This window comes from Thermospira aquatica (assembly GCF_023525255.1).
Classification (GTDB): Bacteria; Spirochaetota; Brevinematia; order Brevinematales; family Thermospiraceae; genus Thermospira; species Thermospira aquatica.
In genome coordinates this window covers 2,042,557-2,059,968 of the sequence record NZ_CP073355.1, presented here as the reverse complement: position 1 = coordinate 2,059,968, position 17,412 = coordinate 2,042,557, and the positions used below count along the sequence as shown (strand labels likewise).

Sequence of the window (17,412 nt, the reverse complement as noted above, 5' to 3'; positions counted from 1 at the left end):
TCCTCCTTTAGTGTGTATTTTGTATATCACAATAATGATCAAGTTTGAGCGCTTTTCGTAATAACAGAAGAGAAACAGGTAACAGGGTCAAGGCTGAGGAGGCACTTACCAGCATCGTTACAGCCATAAGCAGGCCAAAGCTTCGCAGTGGAACAATACTTGAGAACATCAAAACCGCAAATCCCAGTCCCACCGAAAGCGAGTTAAAAATGATACCCTTACCTGTTGTTCGAAAAGTGTCGTAAAAGGCTTCCTCATAGTTTTTGCCCTGTCGAATCTCATGGAGATAGCGTGAGAGGAAATGAATCGTATAGTCTATCCCGGCACCTACGGCTATAGCAGCAATTGTTACCGTAATAAAGTCCATGGGTATACGAAATGCTCCCATAATGGCAAAATTGACCAGAATCGTAAAAATTATCGGAAGAAGAGAAAGCAATCCCTCGAGCAGAGAATGAAAGGTTATTGTGTTCAAAATTACCACAATAAGGACTATAAGCCCCAGGCTTACAAGTTGGTTTCTCAAAATTGATTTTTCAACATCGGTAAAGAGTTTGGTAAGCCCCGTAACACCATGCTTTTTAAAAAGTTGGATCTCGTTTCCTGGTATAGGGACTTCCTTCCAGAGGAGGGGAGAAAGAGCATAAAAAATGTCATACTTCGAAAGAAAAGAAGAGATTTGGAAACGCTGCTCAAGAATGTTCATTGCCCTGGAGAGGAACTGGAGTTGCTCCTCATACGTTTCCACGTTCGTATATGCAAGAGATGGAACAAGAGCCTCGTTAATGTCTTCCAAAGGAAGAGGATGCCCTGCCCGCACCAAACGATTATAAAGCATCATGGCCGAAAGAGAGAGAAGAGTTTCTTTTGTCTTAGAAGCAGGTACGATGTTTACAGAGGCATACGACGAAAGCAATTGTGTAGCCTCATCAATTAAACGATAACGATCACGAGATTCGATAGATGGAAGCAAGAAAGAAATAAGAAGTTGATCCTTTTCTTCATTGACGATAGCCTTTACCATTTCATTTCCTTCAATGAAAAAAAAGAGATTCTCTACCTCTGCTTGGCTCTCCGGGATAGCTGGAAATTGTACCATTCCATTGTTAAGTGAAGCAATAATATTTACGAGAGAGTTAGGTCTTGTGTTTCCTCCAGCTTTGAAGCGTATGGTTTCTTCTATAATCTGGAGAGCTCGTAAAGTCACTGGATCTGTAGCATCAGATTGTGCATACAGCTTGAGTTCAAAAGAACCATCAAAAGTGTGATTAATTTTTGCAGTAATCTGGGAAACCTCAGCTTTTTTATCAAAATAAGCAAGATAGTCAACTTTGATCTCTACTTTGAAGAGAAAGTACAGAGCAACGATACCTATAACAATAAAGATGCCAAGAACAGGAATACGATACCGAAAAACCAACTCGGCCACACTCGAAAAAATGCCTTCTTCGTTCTCATGGTTTAAATTACCAAGATTTGCCTTTCCTTTAGGGAAAATACATATCCATGCTGGTAGCCAGAGAAAAGTAAATATCAAGGATAAAAGAACCCCAAACGCCGAAATTATACCAAAATTCTTAGCTGCAAGCATCTCATTTGCAAAGGCTATAGAGAGAAATCCTCCAAAAGTAGTAATCGCACTCATCAAAACAGGAAGAAATGTCCGTCGTAAAGCTTCATACAAAGCCTCAGACGGTGGTAAAATCCTAACTTTTTCATAATATTCGTTTACTACATGGATCCCATAAGCATTTCCCACAGCGATCAAAACAACAGGGATAGCAACACCAAAAGTCGTAAGAGGCATTCCAAGATAACCCATGATTCCCATGGCTGAGCCTGTGGCTATAAGAACTGTGGAAAGAGGGAGAAATGTTCCCTTGAGACTGCGAAAGGATACCAGGAGAACAACCAACACAACCACACTCACCAGAGGAACAAGAAAAGAAAGATCTTTTATCACCATTTGAGAGATAGAGTTGAGCATGTTCGGGGTACCACCATGATAGATCTTCCAATCCGGGCAATGGTTGGCAAGATAGTCATTGACAAGTTTTTTGACACGCCGCGATACAATATCAGCACGAACTGAAGGTTCAATCGCAAGAATAATTGCTGTTGCATACCCATCTTTCGAGAGTAGGCTCCGAAAACTTTCCCGACTTAAGATGATGTTGGTAGTTGTATCATAGGAGGGCATAGAGAGTATGTCGTCCGGGAAAAGACGTGAAATTATCATTTCATCTTCACTCCCCTGAATATCTTCAATTTCGGTGATACTGTATACACTTGAGATACCTTCCTCTTGTTTGCCTAACAAGGAAAGTTCTCGAATATGTACCAGGTTTTCTTTCAAAAGAACAGGGGAGGGAAGCTCGAGCATGATTATAAGAGGATTACTGTTTTCAAATATTTCGTTTACATGGTAGTTGAGATTTCCAATCTTACTCTGAGGAGAAAACCAGTGGAGAATATCGTTATCCAGATAAACCTTCGCTATACCCATCGCCAAAACCGTAAACAACAACAAAGATATCCCAATCATCCAGCCTGGATGAAGAATTATCCATCGCCAGAGTTTACTCATGGTTTTTTCCCTCTCCTTGAGATATCATACTATAGATCATTTGACTGACTTTTTCTATATATCGTTCTTTTACTATCTCTTTGATCTCCTGGTCATGACTTTCTTCGCTGGAGAGTTTATCCCGGATATTGAGATAGCCTATGATAAGATTGATCACAATAATTTGTTCAACCATACCAATGTCACAAATGTTTTGGTATCGTTGACGAATAATCTGTTCTACTCGTTCGAATATGGTACCAATCGTGTGAATGATGCTTAACTCCCACCGAGATTGACTATTCATGCTCTCTCGTTGAAAGATTTTGATAAGCTGGGTGTTTTCGTCTATGTATTGGATACCTGCAGAAACAAATCTCCGTATCATTTCCAGGAGAGTATGACAGCTTTTCAGATCCATTCTATCGATAATGCTATTAAAGTCGTGAATACTTTTTCGAATAATAAATGAGAGAAGTTCATCTTTACTGGAAAAGTAATAATAGATCATTGCCTTGTTGACCTGAGCAAGATGGGCAATCTCGTCTACCGAAGTCCCATCAAAACCTTTTTTGGCAAAGAGTTCCACAGCTGTTTGGAGTATTTTTTCTTTGGGAGCAAGAGGCGCTTTTCCCATACTTCCTCCATTAACTTATCGTTTACTTAAACTAACTGTTTAGTTAAATTATAAACCCAGCATTATTTTTTGTCAAGTAAAAATGCTATTTTAAGAAAATATTTTTTTGTTTGGAATTGAGAGGTGGATCAGTTTCTGCTTTTCCTGATACCAAAATGTTGACAGAAAAAGAAAAACCATCTATAATTTATCGCCTATAAAAAAAAGGAGTAAGCTATGAGCTGGTATGCATGGGTGATTGTAGGGGTTATTCTTCTTATTCTTGAGATTTTTACCGCAGGTTTTTTTATCGCTTTGATAGGCATAGCCGCTCTCTTGGTTGCGGTGGTCTCACTTTTTATCCATAGCTTATGGCTCCAACTTTTGATTTTTACTATTTTTTCTGTGGCGATTGTATGGCTTTTTCTTCCCAGGATTCGTCGCTCGCTGGAAAGCCACTCCGTTCCTACGAATCAAGACGCCATGATAAACAAGGTGGTACGGGTAACAGAAGAGATTAACAATACAACGGGCAAAGGGTATGTAAAGTATTATGGGGATTATTTTCCTGCTACTTCTTTGCATGGCACTATCATTCCAGCAGGGAAAGAGGTCATTATCCGAAAAATTGAGGGGATACGGGTATTTGTGGAGGAAGTAGAGAAACAATGAACGATGTAGGAGTTGTTGAGACACAATACCTTCTTCTCTCAGACATGGGAGTCCATGAAATCACGCTTGAAAGTGGAGCAAAGATTGGGCCTATCACGGTTGCCTATGAGACGTACGGGACTCTTAACGAAACAAGAAGTAATGCTATCCTGATTTGTCACGCCCTCTCTGGTGATGCCCATGCTGCAGGGTATCATAAAGAGATTGGACACAAACCCGGGTGGTGGAATGATGCTATTGGCCCGGGTAAAGCGTTTGATACTGATCGGTACTTTGTCGTGTGTTCGAATGTCCTTGGAGGATGCCAGGGAACAACTGGCCCATCTTCCATTAACCCGAGAACAGGGAAACCTTATGCTCTTAGTTTTCCTGTGATTACCATTGGCGATATGGTTCAGGTTCAATGGTATCTCATGAAACATCTTGGGATTGAAAAATGGCTTAGTGTAGCAGGAGGTTCCATGGGGGGGATGCAGGCTCTCGAATGGGCACTTCGCTATCCCGAAAATGTTTACTCCGCTATGGTAATCGCTTCAACAGGGAGGCTTTCTCCTCAAAGTATTGCCTTCAATGCAGTAGGGCGAAACGCTATTATCTCCGATCCGAACTGGCAGAATGGGGAATATTATGGGAAGGCTATCCCTGAAAAAGGGCTTTCTATTGCAAGAATGATTGGACATATTACCTATCTTAGCGAAATATCCATGGAAAAAAAGTTTGGTCGGAAACTTCAAAACAAGAAAGAATTTAGCTTTGATTTTTCCACTGAGTTTGCGGTGGAGAGTTATCTCCATCATCAGGGACAAAAGTTTGTCGAAAGATTTGACGCAAACACATACCTCTACGTAACAAAAGCTATGGACTATTTTGATGTGGCTGCAAAATACGGACAGGGAAGTCTCAAGAAGGCAATGCAAAAAATTTCTTCCCGTATGTTTCTCCTTTCATTTTCCTCTGACTGGCTTTTTCCTCCCTCCCAGACACAGGAACTGGTTGATGCCTTGATTGCTAATCATAAGGATGTCACCTTTTACAATATCGATTCTTCTTATGGTCACGATGCTTTTCTTCTTGAAGTTGAAAAAGAGACATCCCTTATTCAGCGTTTTTTGCAGTCCTCAAGTAAACTCTGGCAGGAAGATAGATATGAGGCGGCTTGAGGAAGCTCTGGGTATGCGTGTTGACCTAGGAGTCATGGCAGATTGGATAGCCCAGGGGAGCAAAGTTCTCGATCTCGGCTGTGGAAGAGGTGAACTCCTTTCCTATCTTATCCATCACAAACAAGTAAGGGGTATAGGGGTTGAAATTGATGAGGAGAGTTTCCTTGCCTGTGTGGAAAAGGGGATTCCGGTTATTCAAAGGGATATCAACCTCTCTCTCAAGGATGTGGAGGATCAGTCATTTGATTATGTTATCATCAGTCAAACCGTCCAACAACTTCAGCGTCCTGATCTCTTGATCCTGGAAAGTCTCAGGATTGGACGTTATGTAATTGTAAGCTTTCCAAATTTTGGGCATTACCGAATTCGGTTAAATCTTCTCTTTTCGGGGAGAATGCCAAAATCCAAAGCTCTCCCCTATGAGTGGTACAATACTCCTAATATTCACCTGATGACCATCAAGGATTTTCAGGATTTTTGTCACCGTTACCAAATTACGGTACATCAATGGTATTACTTCTGGCAAACCCGGGGAGGAAAATGGTTGCTGCTTCCCAACTGGTTTGCCAGTGGTTGTCTTGCTCTTATCAGCCGGAGGGATGAGTATGAAAAAAAAGCCTAATCTGAATTTTGATGAACTCAAAAATCCCGCTCATACCTATCATTACTCCAGGGCAGAACGAATGAAAAGAAACAGAAATTCACAGGAACAACAAACGACAAAATGGTACTATCGTTTGGTGGGGAATAATCGCACCACCCTTCAAATGCTTATTTTTTACGTTTTTCTGGCCATTGTTTTCTGGTTTTTCTGGTGGGCAATACGGAGTCAAGCGGAAGACAAGCGCGTTTTTCGTATAGGAAATGCAAGGTTTGTAGAGGTACGATGGATAGCTAACGAACAAAAAAAAGGCTGGAATGTTCTCATAGATAACAAATCAAAAGAAGTGTGGAAATTGAAAACGATTGAATTAAAAGTAGCGAGTACTGTGCTTTTCTTTACCAATGCAACTATTGAAATTGCTCCAAATGATTATGTGGCATGGTTTTTTGCCTATGATGGCGAAAGACCATCCATACCAAAACTGGAAATCAAAGTAGGGGAATAGACATGTTTTACCAATTAGAAGCCATCATTTCGGGGAGGGTGCAGGGAGTGGGGTTTCGTTTTTTTGCCAAGCGGATGGCCATGATGCTTCAGGTGACCGGATGGGTATGTAATATGCCAAATGGTAGTGTCAAAGTAGTTGCCGTAGGAACAAAAGAGCAAATAGCCGAGTTCTTGATGGTTTTATCTCAAGGACCTTCTATGGCAGAAGTAGAAGATGTAAAGCATACCATAACCGAAAGTGAATGGAATCCCTATAACGACTTCGATATACGATATGGTTGCGAAGAGGAGGCATAATTCATGCAAAAAGTAGCTTACATGAAAACTTTTTTTGATCATATGGTTCTTCCGTATAGATGTGAAAGAGATATAACCATTGAAAAAAACAAATGGTATGTGGTCAATACCCGATTCGGCGAGGATATAGCGCAAAGCATGTCCGGTATTGTAGAGATATCTGATGAAGAATTACGGAGGTATTTTCACAAACAGGAATCTCCCCCTCCCGTTACTCAACAAGCAGAGGGGATTGAACTTGATGAAAAAAGCATACTTGAAGCCAAACAAGAACACGCTCCTGTGGAGATAGAACACCTTTTTGTGATACGAGAAGCCACAGAGAAGGAACTTCAAGAATGGCAAAATATGAGAGAAGAGTCAGATCAGGCCTATCAACTTGCGTTAAAAGAGATAAAATCTCTACAGCTTGACATGAAGCTTATCAATGTTCACTTTCTCCTTGGAAGAAAAAAAGTAATATTTAATTTTACTTCGGATAACCGTGTAGACTTTCGTCAGCTGGTAAAGCAACTTGCTGCTATTTTTAAAACTCGCATAGAAATGCGTCAAATAGGAGTAAGGGATGCTGCCAAAATAGAAGGAGGATGTGGAATTTGTGGAATACAACTCTGTTGTACCCGTTCTAACTGTCACATGAGTTCTATCTATCTCAAAATGGCAAAAGATCAAGGTTTTTTGGTGAATTCGAGTAAACTTACAGGGGTTTGTGGTCGATTATTGTGTTGTCTTGCCTATGAAGTTGATTTTTATCAACAGGAGAGAGGTTTCTATCCAGAGATTGGGTCCAAAGTACTGGTAGGAAACCTCGAATACCATGTGATGTCCATAAATCTTTTAAAACGAGAAGTTGTCCTGGTTGATGAAAATCACCATATGCAAAAGGTTTCACCTCATGAGCTGAAAAAGATACCCCGAAAAGAAGGGTTTGTTTACCAAATAGTTGGCACCGGAGACGACAAAAAATAAGAGGGACAATAGGAGTAATGAGGTAATAAAGACACTGTATGCCGTATGATAAAGAGAATATCGAGCGCGCAAAAGCGAAAGGTCTTTTTCAAAATGGGGTATTCGATGCCAAAGCTCTCGAACTTGACAGTGAGGAAAAAGAACGCCTAAAAAAAGAATTAACAAAAATTCAAAGCAATTCTACCGAACAGGCAAAACCTCAACAAGCTCCAGTATCCCCAGCCCCTCTCCAGGAAGAAATACCAATAAATATCCAACTCTCATTATGGGATAAGATAGTAATGTTCTTTCTTGCATTGCTTGGCATGCAAGTCCAGGAGAATTATCTCCAATACAAAGCTTTAAGACAGGTTTATAAAGATCTGGCACTCATTCGTCCCCCTATCTATAATAAGAAACAGAGAACAGTAACCCGTTATTTCGCTTACAAGATCCATGATCTTCAGTTAAAACTTCTCTTTTTCAAACCAATGTTTGAGATTATGGAGACCCCTCAATGGGATACTGCTGAGCAAGGAAAAACAGGGATAGAACGTCTTTGTGAAGCATTAATGCAGGTTGATAAAGAAAAGGTTTTTGCTATTTTTGGATACGAAAGCATTTATCGACGTCTCCAAGAAAATCCTTCATCTCAAACAATTGCAGCTATTCGACAAGAAGCCGAAGAGTATCTTGCTTCTTTGTCTTCTGAGAAAAAAGAAACAGCAAATCGAGCTTACACTTTCCTTATGTATATGAAAAACCTCGTTTTTTACGAATTTGAATGGCTTTTGAAACGTTTTGATCCTTCCTATGAAGTAGGAAAAGAAGCACATTTTATTGATATTCCCGGTGAAGCATTACTTTTTTATCTTACGAATCTGGAAGAAGCTTTGCTTCAGATTGATCTTAACATTGACTTTCTCGTTCCCTTCCAGGCTTTGTTTAGTGTCTACGATGAAATGACTTCGATAGATGAGGCTAACGAGAAATCAGAGAAAGAAATGATAAAAACCACTTTTTTGTCCCAGATAGATGCTCTCAAATCAACTCTTCAGGAGCTTCTTTACCGGAACTATTGTACTCTTTTAATAAGAGTTATAAAGAAAAACCCTTCATATTTTCCTTCTTTTGTCCATATCCGATTTGATTTAGTCCAGAAATACACCGAAATTATGGAAAAAAAGCTCAAATGGTCATTTGAAAAGGCCATGCGACAGGTGAAATTTGAAAAGGTAGAAAAAAATATTCGTGCCTATTTTCCAAATTTGAAACCCGTAGGGATTTATACAATGGACAGGTCAAAAGAACTGGAAAACCTTGGATTTCCAACTTTCTCTCATGCCTATACTCTAGCTATACTTATTCATTTCTTTGATATCTACTACAAAGAATGGATACAACCTCTGCTCAATATCGTAACCATCAATGGTATATTTAATGATGAGTATTTTAAGCGAAGTGTTTCTGATACGCTTTATGCAGTGGAGAGATTCCAGACAAAACTTCAAGAAATAGTAAATTCCTTTCACCAAGAAGGCGACAGAGGTAGCAAATTTCTGCTTCTTTTTAAACGTCGAGAGACACAAGAGAATAAACGATCCCTTGAAAAGCATATTATCTCCATGAACTCAATAGTTGCTGATCTTTTTCGGGAGTTTTACGGCCACTATCTTTCACTTAAGGATATTGTTACCAAACTCTATAGCGATACCACAGAGCCTATTCCCAAATACCTTCGCAACGCTCGTAGTGTAGGACAATCAAAAAATCAACTTTACAAAGAAAGTCTTAAAAAGACGTGGGAACTTTTCCAATCGCTTGAACCTATTCTTCAGATGTTAAGGGAAACACCATTCTGATGAAAGTATTATTACTTAGTGTAGTCGAACACCGATCTTCTCCTCTTCTTCAGCAGGTTTCTCTTGAAGAATTGTCAGAACTGGCACGAACTGCAGGCTATGAAGTGGTGGATAAACTCGTCGTCTTCATTCGCTCTATTGATCCCAAAACCTATCTCGGAATAGGAAAATTGCAAGAACTTGTTGATTTTTACCATACGGAAGAACTCGATGGTATTATTATTCAACAAGAGTTGAGTCCTTCCCAGATCAAATCGGTAGAAGAAAAAGCTCTTTGTAAAGTGATGACGCGAACTGAACTCATCCTTCAGATATTTGCTCTTCATGCTCGCACAAAGATAGCAAAAATTCAGGTAGAACTTGCACAGCTTAACTATATGCTTTCCCGTCTCGTTGGCAAAGGAGAGGAGATGTCACGTATCCGTGGAGGTATAGGGATGCGAGGTCCCGGCGAACAGCAACTCGAAATAGATAGACGTCTTTTGCGAAAAAGAATCCACACCCTCACAGAACAACTCAAGAAAGCAGAAAAAGGAATGCAAGAAAGGAGAAAAAAACGTCGTAAACACCAATATAGTGTTGCTCTCGTGGGATATACCAATGCAGGAAAGTCCTCTCTCTTACAAGCACTTACTCACGCAGACGTACTGATAGAAGACAAACTCTTCGCTACCCTTGACACAACATCTCGACGATTGTGGTTGACAGACGGGAACCAATCTCTCCAGGTTGTAATTACCGATACTGTTGGGTTTATTCAGGATTTACCCCATACGCTTGTTGAAAGTTTTCGTTCCACCTTGCTTGAAGCTGTTGATACGGAACTTATTATTCATGTGGTGAATAGTGTTCATCCCGCTTATGTACAGCAAATAGAAACCGTCCAAAAAACCCTCCAGGAGATTGGCGCTGAACATATACCCCAGATTTTGTGTTTTAACAAAATCGATCTGCTCGACACAGAGCTCTATCTTCAATTGAGACAAAATTTTCCAAAGGCTTATTTTGTTTCAGCTACGACAAAAGAAAACCTCCCAATTTTACGGGAGGCGATCTATAACTTTTTTATAAAAAGAGAGAAATCCAATTCCTCTGTTTAAGGATGTTTTCTGATAGGCTCATAATCCGGAGAGAAGGGAATTTCAATCCGTGCCATGGTTTTACCCTCAACAACCCCAATGCGAAAAAGTCGGGGATCTATCCCTACTTCACGAAGGAGATGAATAATCAGCATAAGACCAAGTCCGGCTCCCTCGTGATTATTACTTTCGGTGTAATAAAGAGTAAGATTCGTATCCGCACTTTCACTTGCCTTTTTCAAAGATTCCCGTATTGTTTTCTCTTCATCTTCCCAGAGGGGTGTATTATTATACACTTTGAGCACAATACCCGTTTCTTTCTCTTCAAATTCCACCTGAACGTACGCGTTATGTTTACGAAGTTTTTCGCGAAGATACGAGAAATATTTGTCTGTTAAGAGTTTTTTGAAACTGGATTTGGCTTTCTCATAGATCTCTTTATCCTGCTCGTTGATCTGTGCTTCAATGAAGAAAGTTTTTTTAATGTTACTTTTGGAGGCATTGATCATCAGTTCTTTGAGACAGGTGTAGATCACATCGATATTTTCCTGACGCGAGAGAGGATGATCGTATTTTCTTATAATCTCCCGTAACTTCTCTTGAACCGCATTTTTCACCGTATCATCCAGAGTATAAAAAGAGATCATCGTTTTATCTTGGGAGGACGAAATCTGAGGTTTTTCCATAAAGACCCCCTGCTTTTTTAATACATTATCGGTATTTTTTGTATTCTCTCAAGGATTTTGATCATTTTTAGTATAGGACATGTTGGTAAAAAAGCAAGCTTTTGTTTGATTTTCTTTTTTCTTTTATGTATAATATTAGTGAGTAAAATTCTTACTACTACTGGCCGATAAAGAAAGGGGAGAGAAACATGCGGTATGTTTGGGGTTGTGTTTTTGCTTTTCTTGTGAGCAGCTGTGGCTTAAAAGAAGCTCAGGCAGAAAAGTCTCTCGGACTTCCAAATTTTCTTATTTCAGATTTTAAATATGTAGCTATTAATACCATGGGACAAAAAGAATGGGAGCTAAAGGCTTCGGAAGCGGTAATGTATCAAAATAGTGATGACGTATTTATTTACAACTTCAGAGTGGCATTTTATCGGATTTCTAATGGCGTGGAGATACTGGATAGTATTTTGACCGCCAATAAGGGCCAGGTCAATAAGAAAAGTCTTCTCGTAATTGCAGAGGGAAATGTCCGTATACTCGCAAGTGAGACAAGCCTTGAAACAGAGAGGATTCAGTGGGACAATATAAAAAAGCTCTTTTTTTCAGAAGCAGGGATACCCGTCGTTATTCAGCGGGGAGGAACCAGACTCATAGGGTACAATCTTGTTGCTGATGCATCCCTCAAGGAAATACGTATGGAGAATATTGATGCAAAAATTCAGCAATAAATTTATCTTTCTGATGGCACAAATGACTTTTTCCCTGAGTTTTGCTCAGATTTTTCAAAACAATGAGCCTATAACCCTAACCGCCGAGAGAAGTGTTTTCCAATGGGAGATTCAAAAGCTTCTTCTTGAAGGCAAGGCGAAAAGGATTCCAACCATCCAGCAAGGGGCAAGTATTCTCAAGGCAGATACTATTGTTTATGAGGAACAAAAAAAAACAGGATATGCTTTTGGCAACGTCTCTTTTGTAGACAACAAGCGAGGAGCAAAGCTTTTGGCTGGTGAAGGAACGTATGACACAAGAACTAAAGAAGTCGTTGCCACTAAAAATCCGCGTCTTTATCTCACTGGAGATGGAGTTGAGGCATCTGGAGGGGTTATACGATTCTTTCCAGAAAAAAATAATCTTTTCTTCTACAATAACGTAAAAATAAAGGGAAAAAACTATCTTCTAACAGGAGAACAGGCCCAGCTCTACCAATCTTCCAGCAGGCTCTCTGTTCAAGGAAACGCGCGACTTGAGCAAGAGGATACCACAATTTCCTCTCGTTTGATGCAAATTGCCTATGCAAATGGTAAAATCTCAAGTTATACCGCCACTGAGGAGGTAAAAGTATCCGATAAAAAACAAGGCTATGTCATCACAGGAGGGAGACTTGACTATTATGAGTTGCTTGGTTACACGAGAGTAACGAAAGATCCACGTATCCATTTTACCAATGAAAATGGAGAAGCAGAGGTTTCCTGTCTTGTGCTTGATATGTACCAAAAAGAAGACAGGGCCAATCTTCTTGGAAATGTTCAGATCACCAAAGGAAATCAACGCGTTACGGCTCGTTGGGGGCAGTACTATATCAAACAAAAACGCATTGTTTTGACGGGTAATCCTGTGCTTGAAGATGGAAATTCCCGTTTTGAGGCAACGGTTATGGTGTTTGATGTGAATAAACAGGAACTTATCTTAGAGGGTAGGGGAAAAGGGAGATTACAGGGACAATAGTACAAGGAGAAAGGATTGGCTATAGAACAGGAAGAACTCCTTATCAAACATTTTGAGCGGCTTGGACTGAGCAGTAATGAAGCTAAGGTATACCTGGCTCTTTTGGAAACCCATCCAATTACAGGATACCAACTCAGTAAAAATAGCGGTATACTTCGTCCTGTTGTTTATGAAATGCTTAACAGACTTGTGGATAAAGGAGGGGCAAGAATCATCAAGTCCAATCCTGATACGTATGTACCTGTAGAAATAGAAGAGTTTCTCCGTAACCTTGAAAGTGATTTTATTGATTCTAAAAAACTTATTCATACTCAGTTAAGAAATTTCATGAGTGTGAATGAAACAGATTTCTTCTGGAACATTATAAGTCAAAAAAATATTGAAAACTCTATACTTACCCTTATACAAAAAGCCACCGAAGAGATTTTTATTTCCGTTCAGGATGGCCAGTGGTTATCACCGTTTTTCTCTCTTTTGAATCAAAGGCTAAGAGATGGGATTAAGATAAGCATTTTTTCGTATTATGTTTTTGAAAGTCAGGGACTTCCCCTGTACACCCATTACCTTGATCCTTCCTTTCGCACCCCTCTCATTGATCGTTCGATGTTTCTCATGGCTATCGATCATAGTGATGCCCTTGTAGCTTTCTTTTCAGACCTCAAAACAGCAAAAGCCACCCAATCCCAAAATCCTGTATTGATTTATACAGTTCGACAAAAGATTTTAAGTGATATCTACTTGCTTCGTTTGAAAAACATGATGGGAATTGAAAAGTTTAAACTCGTTCTCAACGATGAGGACAAACGTCTCTTTGAAGTAATTGAAGGAGCTAGCAAGAGATAAAGTTTCCAAAACTAAATAACCATGGGTAAAAAAGTATTCAAAAATTGGCAAGAATTTCCTTTTTGCGTTATACTCTATCGCTGGCAACTGGCGAGGATGGAATAAACCATCGGGGAGCCTGGAAAACCCTGTCGTCCGCCTGGGCAGGGATACTTTTGAAGGAGGAAGTATGTCTGTAAAGGTTATTCAAGAGTATCTAACCAGTACGACAAAACCATCAAGTGGAATGGTGGCTTATATGGCAAATTTGAGCCAGGTGGCGATGGTAACCCCGGAAATTGCTCGTTCGATTGTAGCAGAGCTTGAGGCTCAGCGCACTCATCTCAAGCTTATTGCCAGTGAAAACTTTTCTTCTCTCTCTGTTCAGCTCGCGATGGGCAATCTCTTGACAGACAAGTATGCCGAAGGATTTCCCTACCATCGTTTTTACGCTGGCTGTGAAAACGTGGATGCTATCGAAGAGACAGCTGCAAGGTATGCCTGTGAGCTCTTTGGTGCAGAATACGCCAATGTTCAGCCCCATAGCGGAGCCGATGCGAATCTGATGGCTTTCTGGGCTATTCTGAGTACCAAGGTTGAAGTACCCTACCTGGAAGGGCTTGGGGAAACCAATCTCTACAAAATCACCGATGCTCAATGGAAAGAACTCAAGGAAAGACTTGGTAATCAGCGATTGCTCGGGCTTGATTACTATTCTGGTGGTCATCTCACCCATGGATACCGCTACAATGTTTCAGCCCGCATGTTTGATGTCTATAGTTATGCCGTTAACAAGGAAACCGGTATACTTGATTACGATACTATCGAAAAACAAGCTATGGAAATCAAACCCCTTATTCTTCTTGCCGGCTACAGTGCCTATCCAAGAAAAATTAATTTCAAGCGAATGAGAGAGATCGCCGACAAGGTCGGAGCTGTTCTCATGGTTGATATGGCCCATTTTGCGGGGCTTGTAGCAGGTGGCGTTTTTGAAGGTGAATACAATCCCATACCCTACGCCCACGTTGTCACAACCACCACGCACAAAACCCTCCGTGGTCCTCGTGGGGGTCTTGTTCTAGCGAAAAAGGAGTTTGCCGATGCTCTGGACAAGGGATGTCCCCTTGTCATGGGTGGGCCCCTTCCTCACGTGATGGCTGCAAAAGCCGTAGCCTTAAAAGAAGCTCTCTCCCCGGAATTCAAAAAATATGCTCGCCAGATTGTACAAAACGCCCAGGCACTTGCCGCAGGATGTCAGAAACGGGGGCTTGAAATAGTCACTGGTGGAACAGATAATCATCTCTTTCTGATTAATGTAGCCCGGAAAGGCATCACCGGCCGTCAGGCTGAGAGTGCTCTGCGAGAATGTGGGGTAACCCTTAACAGAAATTCTCTTCCCTACGATCCTAATGGTCCATGGTATACAAGTGGTCTTCGTATTGGAACCCCAGCGGTAACCACCCTTGGTATGAGAGAAAATGAGATGGATGAGATCGCTGAGATCATCGCTTCTGTGGTTGAGAATATTAAACCTCTTTTTTCTGAAAAGGATAATGGTCCCAGTAAGGCTAAATATGAGATTGCCGAAAAGATCAAAACATCCTCTCAGCAAAAGGTCATCGAACTTCTGAAAAGATTTCCTCTCTATCCTGAGCTTGAAATCACGTGGTTAAAAAAGATAGTGGAAGCGTAGCTACTTTCTTTTCTCTCCCGAATGGAAATATAAAAAAAACAGCCCGGTTTTGCCGGGCTGTTTTTTTTTGAAATATCTTAGTACACAAAGAGCATCTCGCGATACTTAGGAAGTGGCCAGAGATCGTCTGCTGTTTTATCTTCAAGAGTATCAACAATCTCTCGAAGAGCGTTCATCATGGGAACAACCTGCTCACAGTAGAAATCGGCTTTCTTTACCTCATCTTCAGTCTCTTCGGCTTTGGTCAGAACCGTTTCGAGATCATGAATCTTCTTTTGTAGGTCGAGGACCAGAGAAGCATAATCCTCCAGGAGGGCAACTTGAGTCTTGTAAGTCGATTCTCCCACCAGGCCTTTTATGGAACTGATCGATTGAGCCAGGATCTGCTGATAGCGAATCACCGTCGGCAAAATCTGTGTCTTTGCAATCGCGAGTGCTGTCTCTGCCTCAATATTGAGAGTTTTGGAGTAGTTTTCTACAAGAATATGGTAACGTGCTTTGATCTCCACTTCACTAAGAACCCCCATTTCCTTCAAGACATCGATATTCTTCTGATTAATGAAATCTTTGAGGGATTCTGGGGTATTCTTACGATTGGGTAAACCCCGACGAGCAGCTTCCTTTTCCCATTCGGGAGAGTAGTTGTTCCCCTCAAAACGAACAGGCTTGCTTTCCTTAATCAGAGGAAGGATTGACTCCATAACAGCCTGGTTAAATTCCATTCCTTTCTTGAGGTTGGCTTCAATGGTATCACAGACCTCCCGGAGTACCTTTGCTACAATTGTATTCAAGACAAAGTTAGGTCCGGCAATAGATTGAGAGGAACCAACTGCACGAAACTCAAACTTGTTCCCTGTAAAGGCAAAAGGCGAGGTCCGGTTTCTATCCGTGTTATCTCTGCTGATGCGGGGAAGGGTGCTGATACCAAGATCAATGATCTGCTTGTCAGTGTAGTCTGTTTTCTTGTTGTTTTCAATATCATCAAGGATCCGGGAAAGCTGTTGCCCAAGAAATACCGAAATAATCGCGGGAGGAGCCTCGTTTGCACCTAAACGATGATCATTTCCCGGTGTGGCTACAGAGGTACGCAGGAGATCAGCATAGCGATAGACAGCTGTGATCACAGTTGTCAATACCGTGAGAAATTGGAGATTCTCATGGGGAGTTTTACCAGGCTCAAGAAGATTCTCTCCCGTATCGGTTGCCATAGACCAGTTGTTGTGTTTTCCTGAACCGTTGACACCCTTAAAAGGCTTCTCGTGGAGAAGAAGGGCAAAATTGTGTCGACTAGCCACTTTTCTCATGATTTCCATGAGAAGAAGATTGTGATCGGTAGCGATATTTGAGGTCTCAAAGATAGGAGCAATCTCAAACTGAGCAGGAGCTACCTCATTGTGACGTGTTTTAGCAGGAATGCCGAGTTTGAAGGCTTCAATCTCAACATCTTGCATGAAAGCAAGAACCCTTTCACGAATAGAAGCAAAATAGTGATCTTCCATTTGCTGTCCTCGAGGAGGCTTTGCTCCAAACAGGGTGCGACCTGTCAGAACAAGATCTTGACGACGAAGAAAATACGCCTTGTCGATCAAAAAGTACTCTTGTTCGGCGCCCACGGTTGTGGTGACCCGTTTTACATTCCTTTTACCAAAAAGGTGAAGCAGTCGTGTCGCTTCTCGACTGAGAACTTCCATAGAACGGAGAAGAGGTGCCTTCTTGTCGAGAACCTCTCCAGTATAAGAAAGAAACACGGTAGGAATACAGAGCGTATTCCCATTCACTCCCTCTATAATAAAAATCGGAGAAGAAGGATCCCATGCTGTATAGCCACGAGCCTCAAAGGTTGCTCGAAGTCCTCCGCTGGGAAAACTTGAAGCATCTGGTTCACCCTGCTTCAGCGCCTTTCCCGAAAAGCGATTGATAGGTTGACCGTCACCATCAAAATCCAGAAAGCTATCATGCTTCTCTGCTGTGGTACCTGTCATGGGCTGGAACCAGTGCGTATAGTGGGTTGCTCCTTTGCGAAGAGCCCACTCCTTCACTCCATGAGCCACTTCCTCTGCCAGAGCATCATCAATAGCTTCTCCTGTGGCGATGATAGTTTTGAGCTTGGCATAGGTTTTGTAAGGCAAGTAAGTTCTCATCGCCTCATCGTTAAAAACATTACACCCAAAGTACTCAGGGATGGGTACA

General features: G+C 41.1%; 16 protein-coding genes and 1 riboswitch. Of the genes, 12 read left to right on the top strand and 4 right to left on the bottom strand.

The features are described from left to right. Positions 1 to 7: 7 nt before the first annotated feature. Together KDW03_RS10050 and KDW03_RS10045 are read right to left on the bottom strand one after the other, a co-directional pair. Positions 8 to 2,587, bottom strand: coding sequence for an efflux RND transporter permease subunit (locus KDW03_RS10050; RefSeq protein ID WP_271434946.1), 2,580 nt, complete (start codon positions 2,585 to 2,587; stop codon positions 8 to 10). Next, a complete protein-coding gene (locus tag KDW03_RS10045) occupies positions 2,580 to 3,203 on the bottom strand; it encodes a TetR/AcrR family transcriptional regulator (protein ID WP_271434945.1) in 624 nt (207 codons plus the stop codon). The genes KDW03_RS10050 and KDW03_RS10045 overlap by 8 nt, the downstream gene beginning before the upstream one ends. A 216-nt stretch (positions 3,204 to 3,419) precedes the next feature. Here KDW03_RS10045 and KDW03_RS10040 point away from each other — a divergent pair, with 216 nt between their 5' ends. From KDW03_RS10040 to hflX, 8 genes are read left to right on the top strand one after another with little or no spacing between them, the layout of a single operon-like run. Then, on the top strand, positions 3,420 to 3,854 hold the full coding sequence (locus KDW03_RS10040) for an NfeD family protein (RefSeq protein WP_271434944.1): 435 nt from the start codon (positions 3,420 to 3,422) through the stop codon (positions 3,852 to 3,854). After that, on the top strand, positions 3,851 to 5,014 hold the full coding sequence (gene metX / locus KDW03_RS10035; protein WP_271434943.1) for a homoserine O-acetyltransferase MetX: 1,164 nt from the start codon (positions 3,851 to 3,853) through the stop codon (positions 5,012 to 5,014). Before KDW03_RS10040 ends, metX begins: the two co-directional genes overlap by 4 nt. Beyond that, positions 5,001 to 5,636 (top strand): methionine biosynthesis protein MetW, encoded by a 636-nt coding sequence (gene metW / locus KDW03_RS10030; protein WP_271434942.1) that lies wholly within the window; start codon positions 5,001 to 5,003, stop codon positions 5,634 to 5,636. Before metX ends, metW begins: the two co-directional genes overlap by 14 nt. Next, entirely contained in the window at positions 5,620 to 6,123 is a 504-nt protein-coding gene (locus KDW03_RS10025) for a hypothetical protein (protein WP_271434941.1), read from the top strand. The genes metW and KDW03_RS10025 overlap by 17 nt, the downstream gene beginning before the upstream one ends. Positions 6,124 to 6,125: 2 nt before the next feature. Then, entirely contained in the window at positions 6,126 to 6,422 is a 297-nt protein-coding gene (locus KDW03_RS10020; RefSeq protein ID WP_271434940.1) for an acylphosphatase, read from the top strand. Between the two features lie 3 nt (positions 6,423 to 6,425). Then, entirely contained in the window at positions 6,426 to 7,391 is a 966-nt protein-coding gene (locus KDW03_RS10015) for a PSP1 domain-containing protein (RefSeq protein ID WP_271434939.1), read from the top strand. A gap of 38 nt (positions 7,392 to 7,429) precedes the next feature. Further along, positions 7,430 to 9,232, top strand: coding sequence for a DUF5312 family protein (locus tag KDW03_RS10010; RefSeq protein WP_271434938.1), 1,803 nt, complete (start codon positions 7,430 to 7,432; stop codon positions 9,230 to 9,232). After that, entirely contained in the window at positions 9,232 to 10,332 is a 1,101-nt protein-coding gene (gene hflX, locus KDW03_RS10005; RefSeq protein ID WP_271434937.1) for a GTPase HflX, read from the top strand. The genes KDW03_RS10010 and hflX overlap by 1 nt, the downstream gene beginning before the upstream one ends. Here the strand turns inward: hflX and KDW03_RS10000 are convergent. Beyond that, positions 10,329 to 10,997, bottom strand: a complete 669-nt coding sequence (locus KDW03_RS10000) for a hypothetical protein (RefSeq protein ID WP_271434936.1) — start codon at positions 10,995 to 10,997, stop codon at positions 10,329 to 10,331. The two genes, hflX and KDW03_RS10000, sit on opposite strands and share 4 nt — an antisense overlap. Before the next feature lie 188 nt (positions 10,998 to 11,185). On the opposite strand from KDW03_RS10000, the gene lptC reads away from it, so the two are divergent. From lptC to KDW03_RS09980, 4 genes are all read left to right on the top strand, one after another. After that, on the top strand, positions 11,186 to 11,710 hold the full coding sequence (lptC, locus tag KDW03_RS09995; protein ID WP_271434935.1) for an LPS export ABC transporter periplasmic protein LptC: 525 nt from the start codon (positions 11,186 to 11,188) through the stop codon (positions 11,708 to 11,710). After that, entirely contained in the window at positions 11,691 to 12,707 is a 1,017-nt protein-coding gene (locus KDW03_RS09990) for an LptA/OstA family protein (RefSeq protein WP_271434934.1), read from the top strand. The genes lptC and KDW03_RS09990 overlap by 20 nt, the downstream gene beginning before the upstream one ends. A 15-nt stretch (positions 12,708 to 12,722) precedes the next feature. Continuing rightward, positions 12,723 to 13,550, top strand: coding sequence for a TrmB family transcriptional regulator (locus KDW03_RS09985; RefSeq protein WP_271434933.1), 828 nt, complete (start codon positions 12,723 to 12,725; stop codon positions 13,548 to 13,550). A 73-nt stretch (positions 13,551 to 13,623) separates the two neighbouring features. Next, positions 13,624 to 13,702, top strand: a riboswitch (ZMP/ZTP riboswitch). Between the two features lie 17 nt (positions 13,703 to 13,719). Then, on the top strand, positions 13,720 to 15,222 hold the full coding sequence (locus KDW03_RS09980) for a glycine hydroxymethyltransferase (protein ID WP_271434932.1): 1,503 nt from the start codon (positions 13,720 to 13,722) through the stop codon (positions 15,220 to 15,222). A 77-nt stretch (positions 15,223 to 15,299) separates the two neighbouring features. On the opposite strand, the gene KDW03_RS09975 is transcribed toward KDW03_RS09980, so the two are convergent. Beyond that, positions 15,300 to 17,363 (bottom strand): glutamine synthetase III family protein, encoded by a 2,064-nt coding sequence (locus KDW03_RS09975; RefSeq protein ID WP_408648372.1) that lies wholly within the window; start codon positions 17,361 to 17,363, stop codon positions 15,300 to 15,302. Positions 17,364 to 17,412: the final 49 nt, after the last annotated feature.

Coding starts and splice junctions, on each gene's coding strand:
- KDW03_RS09980 (WP_271434932.1), top strand. CDS start 13,720: ATGTCTGTAAAGGTTATTCAAGAGTATCTAACCAGTACGACAAAACCA.
- KDW03_RS10015 (WP_271434939.1), top strand. CDS start 6,426: ATGCAAAAAGTAGCTTACATGAAAACTTTTTTTGATCATATGGTTCTT.
- KDW03_RS10000 (WP_271434936.1), bottom strand. CDS start 10,997: ATGGAAAAACCTCAGATTTCGTCCTCCCAAGATAAAACGATGATCTCT.
- metW (WP_271434942.1), top strand. CDS start 5,001: ATGAGGCGGCTTGAGGAAGCTCTGGGTATGCGTGTTGACCTAGGAGTC.
- metX (WP_271434943.1), top strand. CDS start 3,851: ATGAACGATGTAGGAGTTGTTGAGACACAATACCTTCTTCTCTCAGAC.
- hflX (WP_271434937.1), top strand. CDS start 9,232: ATGAAAGTATTATTACTTAGTGTAGTCGAACACCGATCTTCTCCTCTT.
- KDW03_RS10045 (WP_271434945.1), bottom strand. CDS start 3,203: ATGGGAAAAGCGCCTCTTGCTCCCAAAGAAAAAATACTCCAAACAGCT.
- KDW03_RS10040 (WP_271434944.1), top strand. CDS start 3,420: ATGAGCTGGTATGCATGGGTGATTGTAGGGGTTATTCTTCTTATTCTT.
- lptC (WP_271434935.1), top strand. CDS start 11,186: ATGCGGTATGTTTGGGGTTGTGTTTTTGCTTTTCTTGTGAGCAGCTGT.
- KDW03_RS10020 (WP_271434940.1), top strand. CDS start 6,126: ATGTTTTACCAATTAGAAGCCATCATTTCGGGGAGGGTGCAGGGAGTG.
- KDW03_RS09990 (WP_271434934.1), top strand. CDS start 11,691: ATGCAAAAATTCAGCAATAAATTTATCTTTCTGATGGCACAAATGACT.
- KDW03_RS10025 (WP_271434941.1), top strand. CDS start 5,620: ATGAAAAAAAAGCCTAATCTGAATTTTGATGAACTCAAAAATCCCGCT.
- KDW03_RS10050 (WP_271434946.1), bottom strand. CDS start 2,587: ATGAGTAAACTCTGGCGATGGATAATTCTTCATCCAGGCTGGATGATT.
- KDW03_RS10010 (WP_271434938.1), top strand. CDS start 7,430: ATGCCGTATGATAAAGAGAATATCGAGCGCGCAAAAGCGAAAGGTCTT.
- KDW03_RS09975 (WP_408648372.1), bottom strand. CDS start 17,363: ATGAGAACTTACTTGCCTTACAAAACCTATGCCAAGCTCAAAACTATC.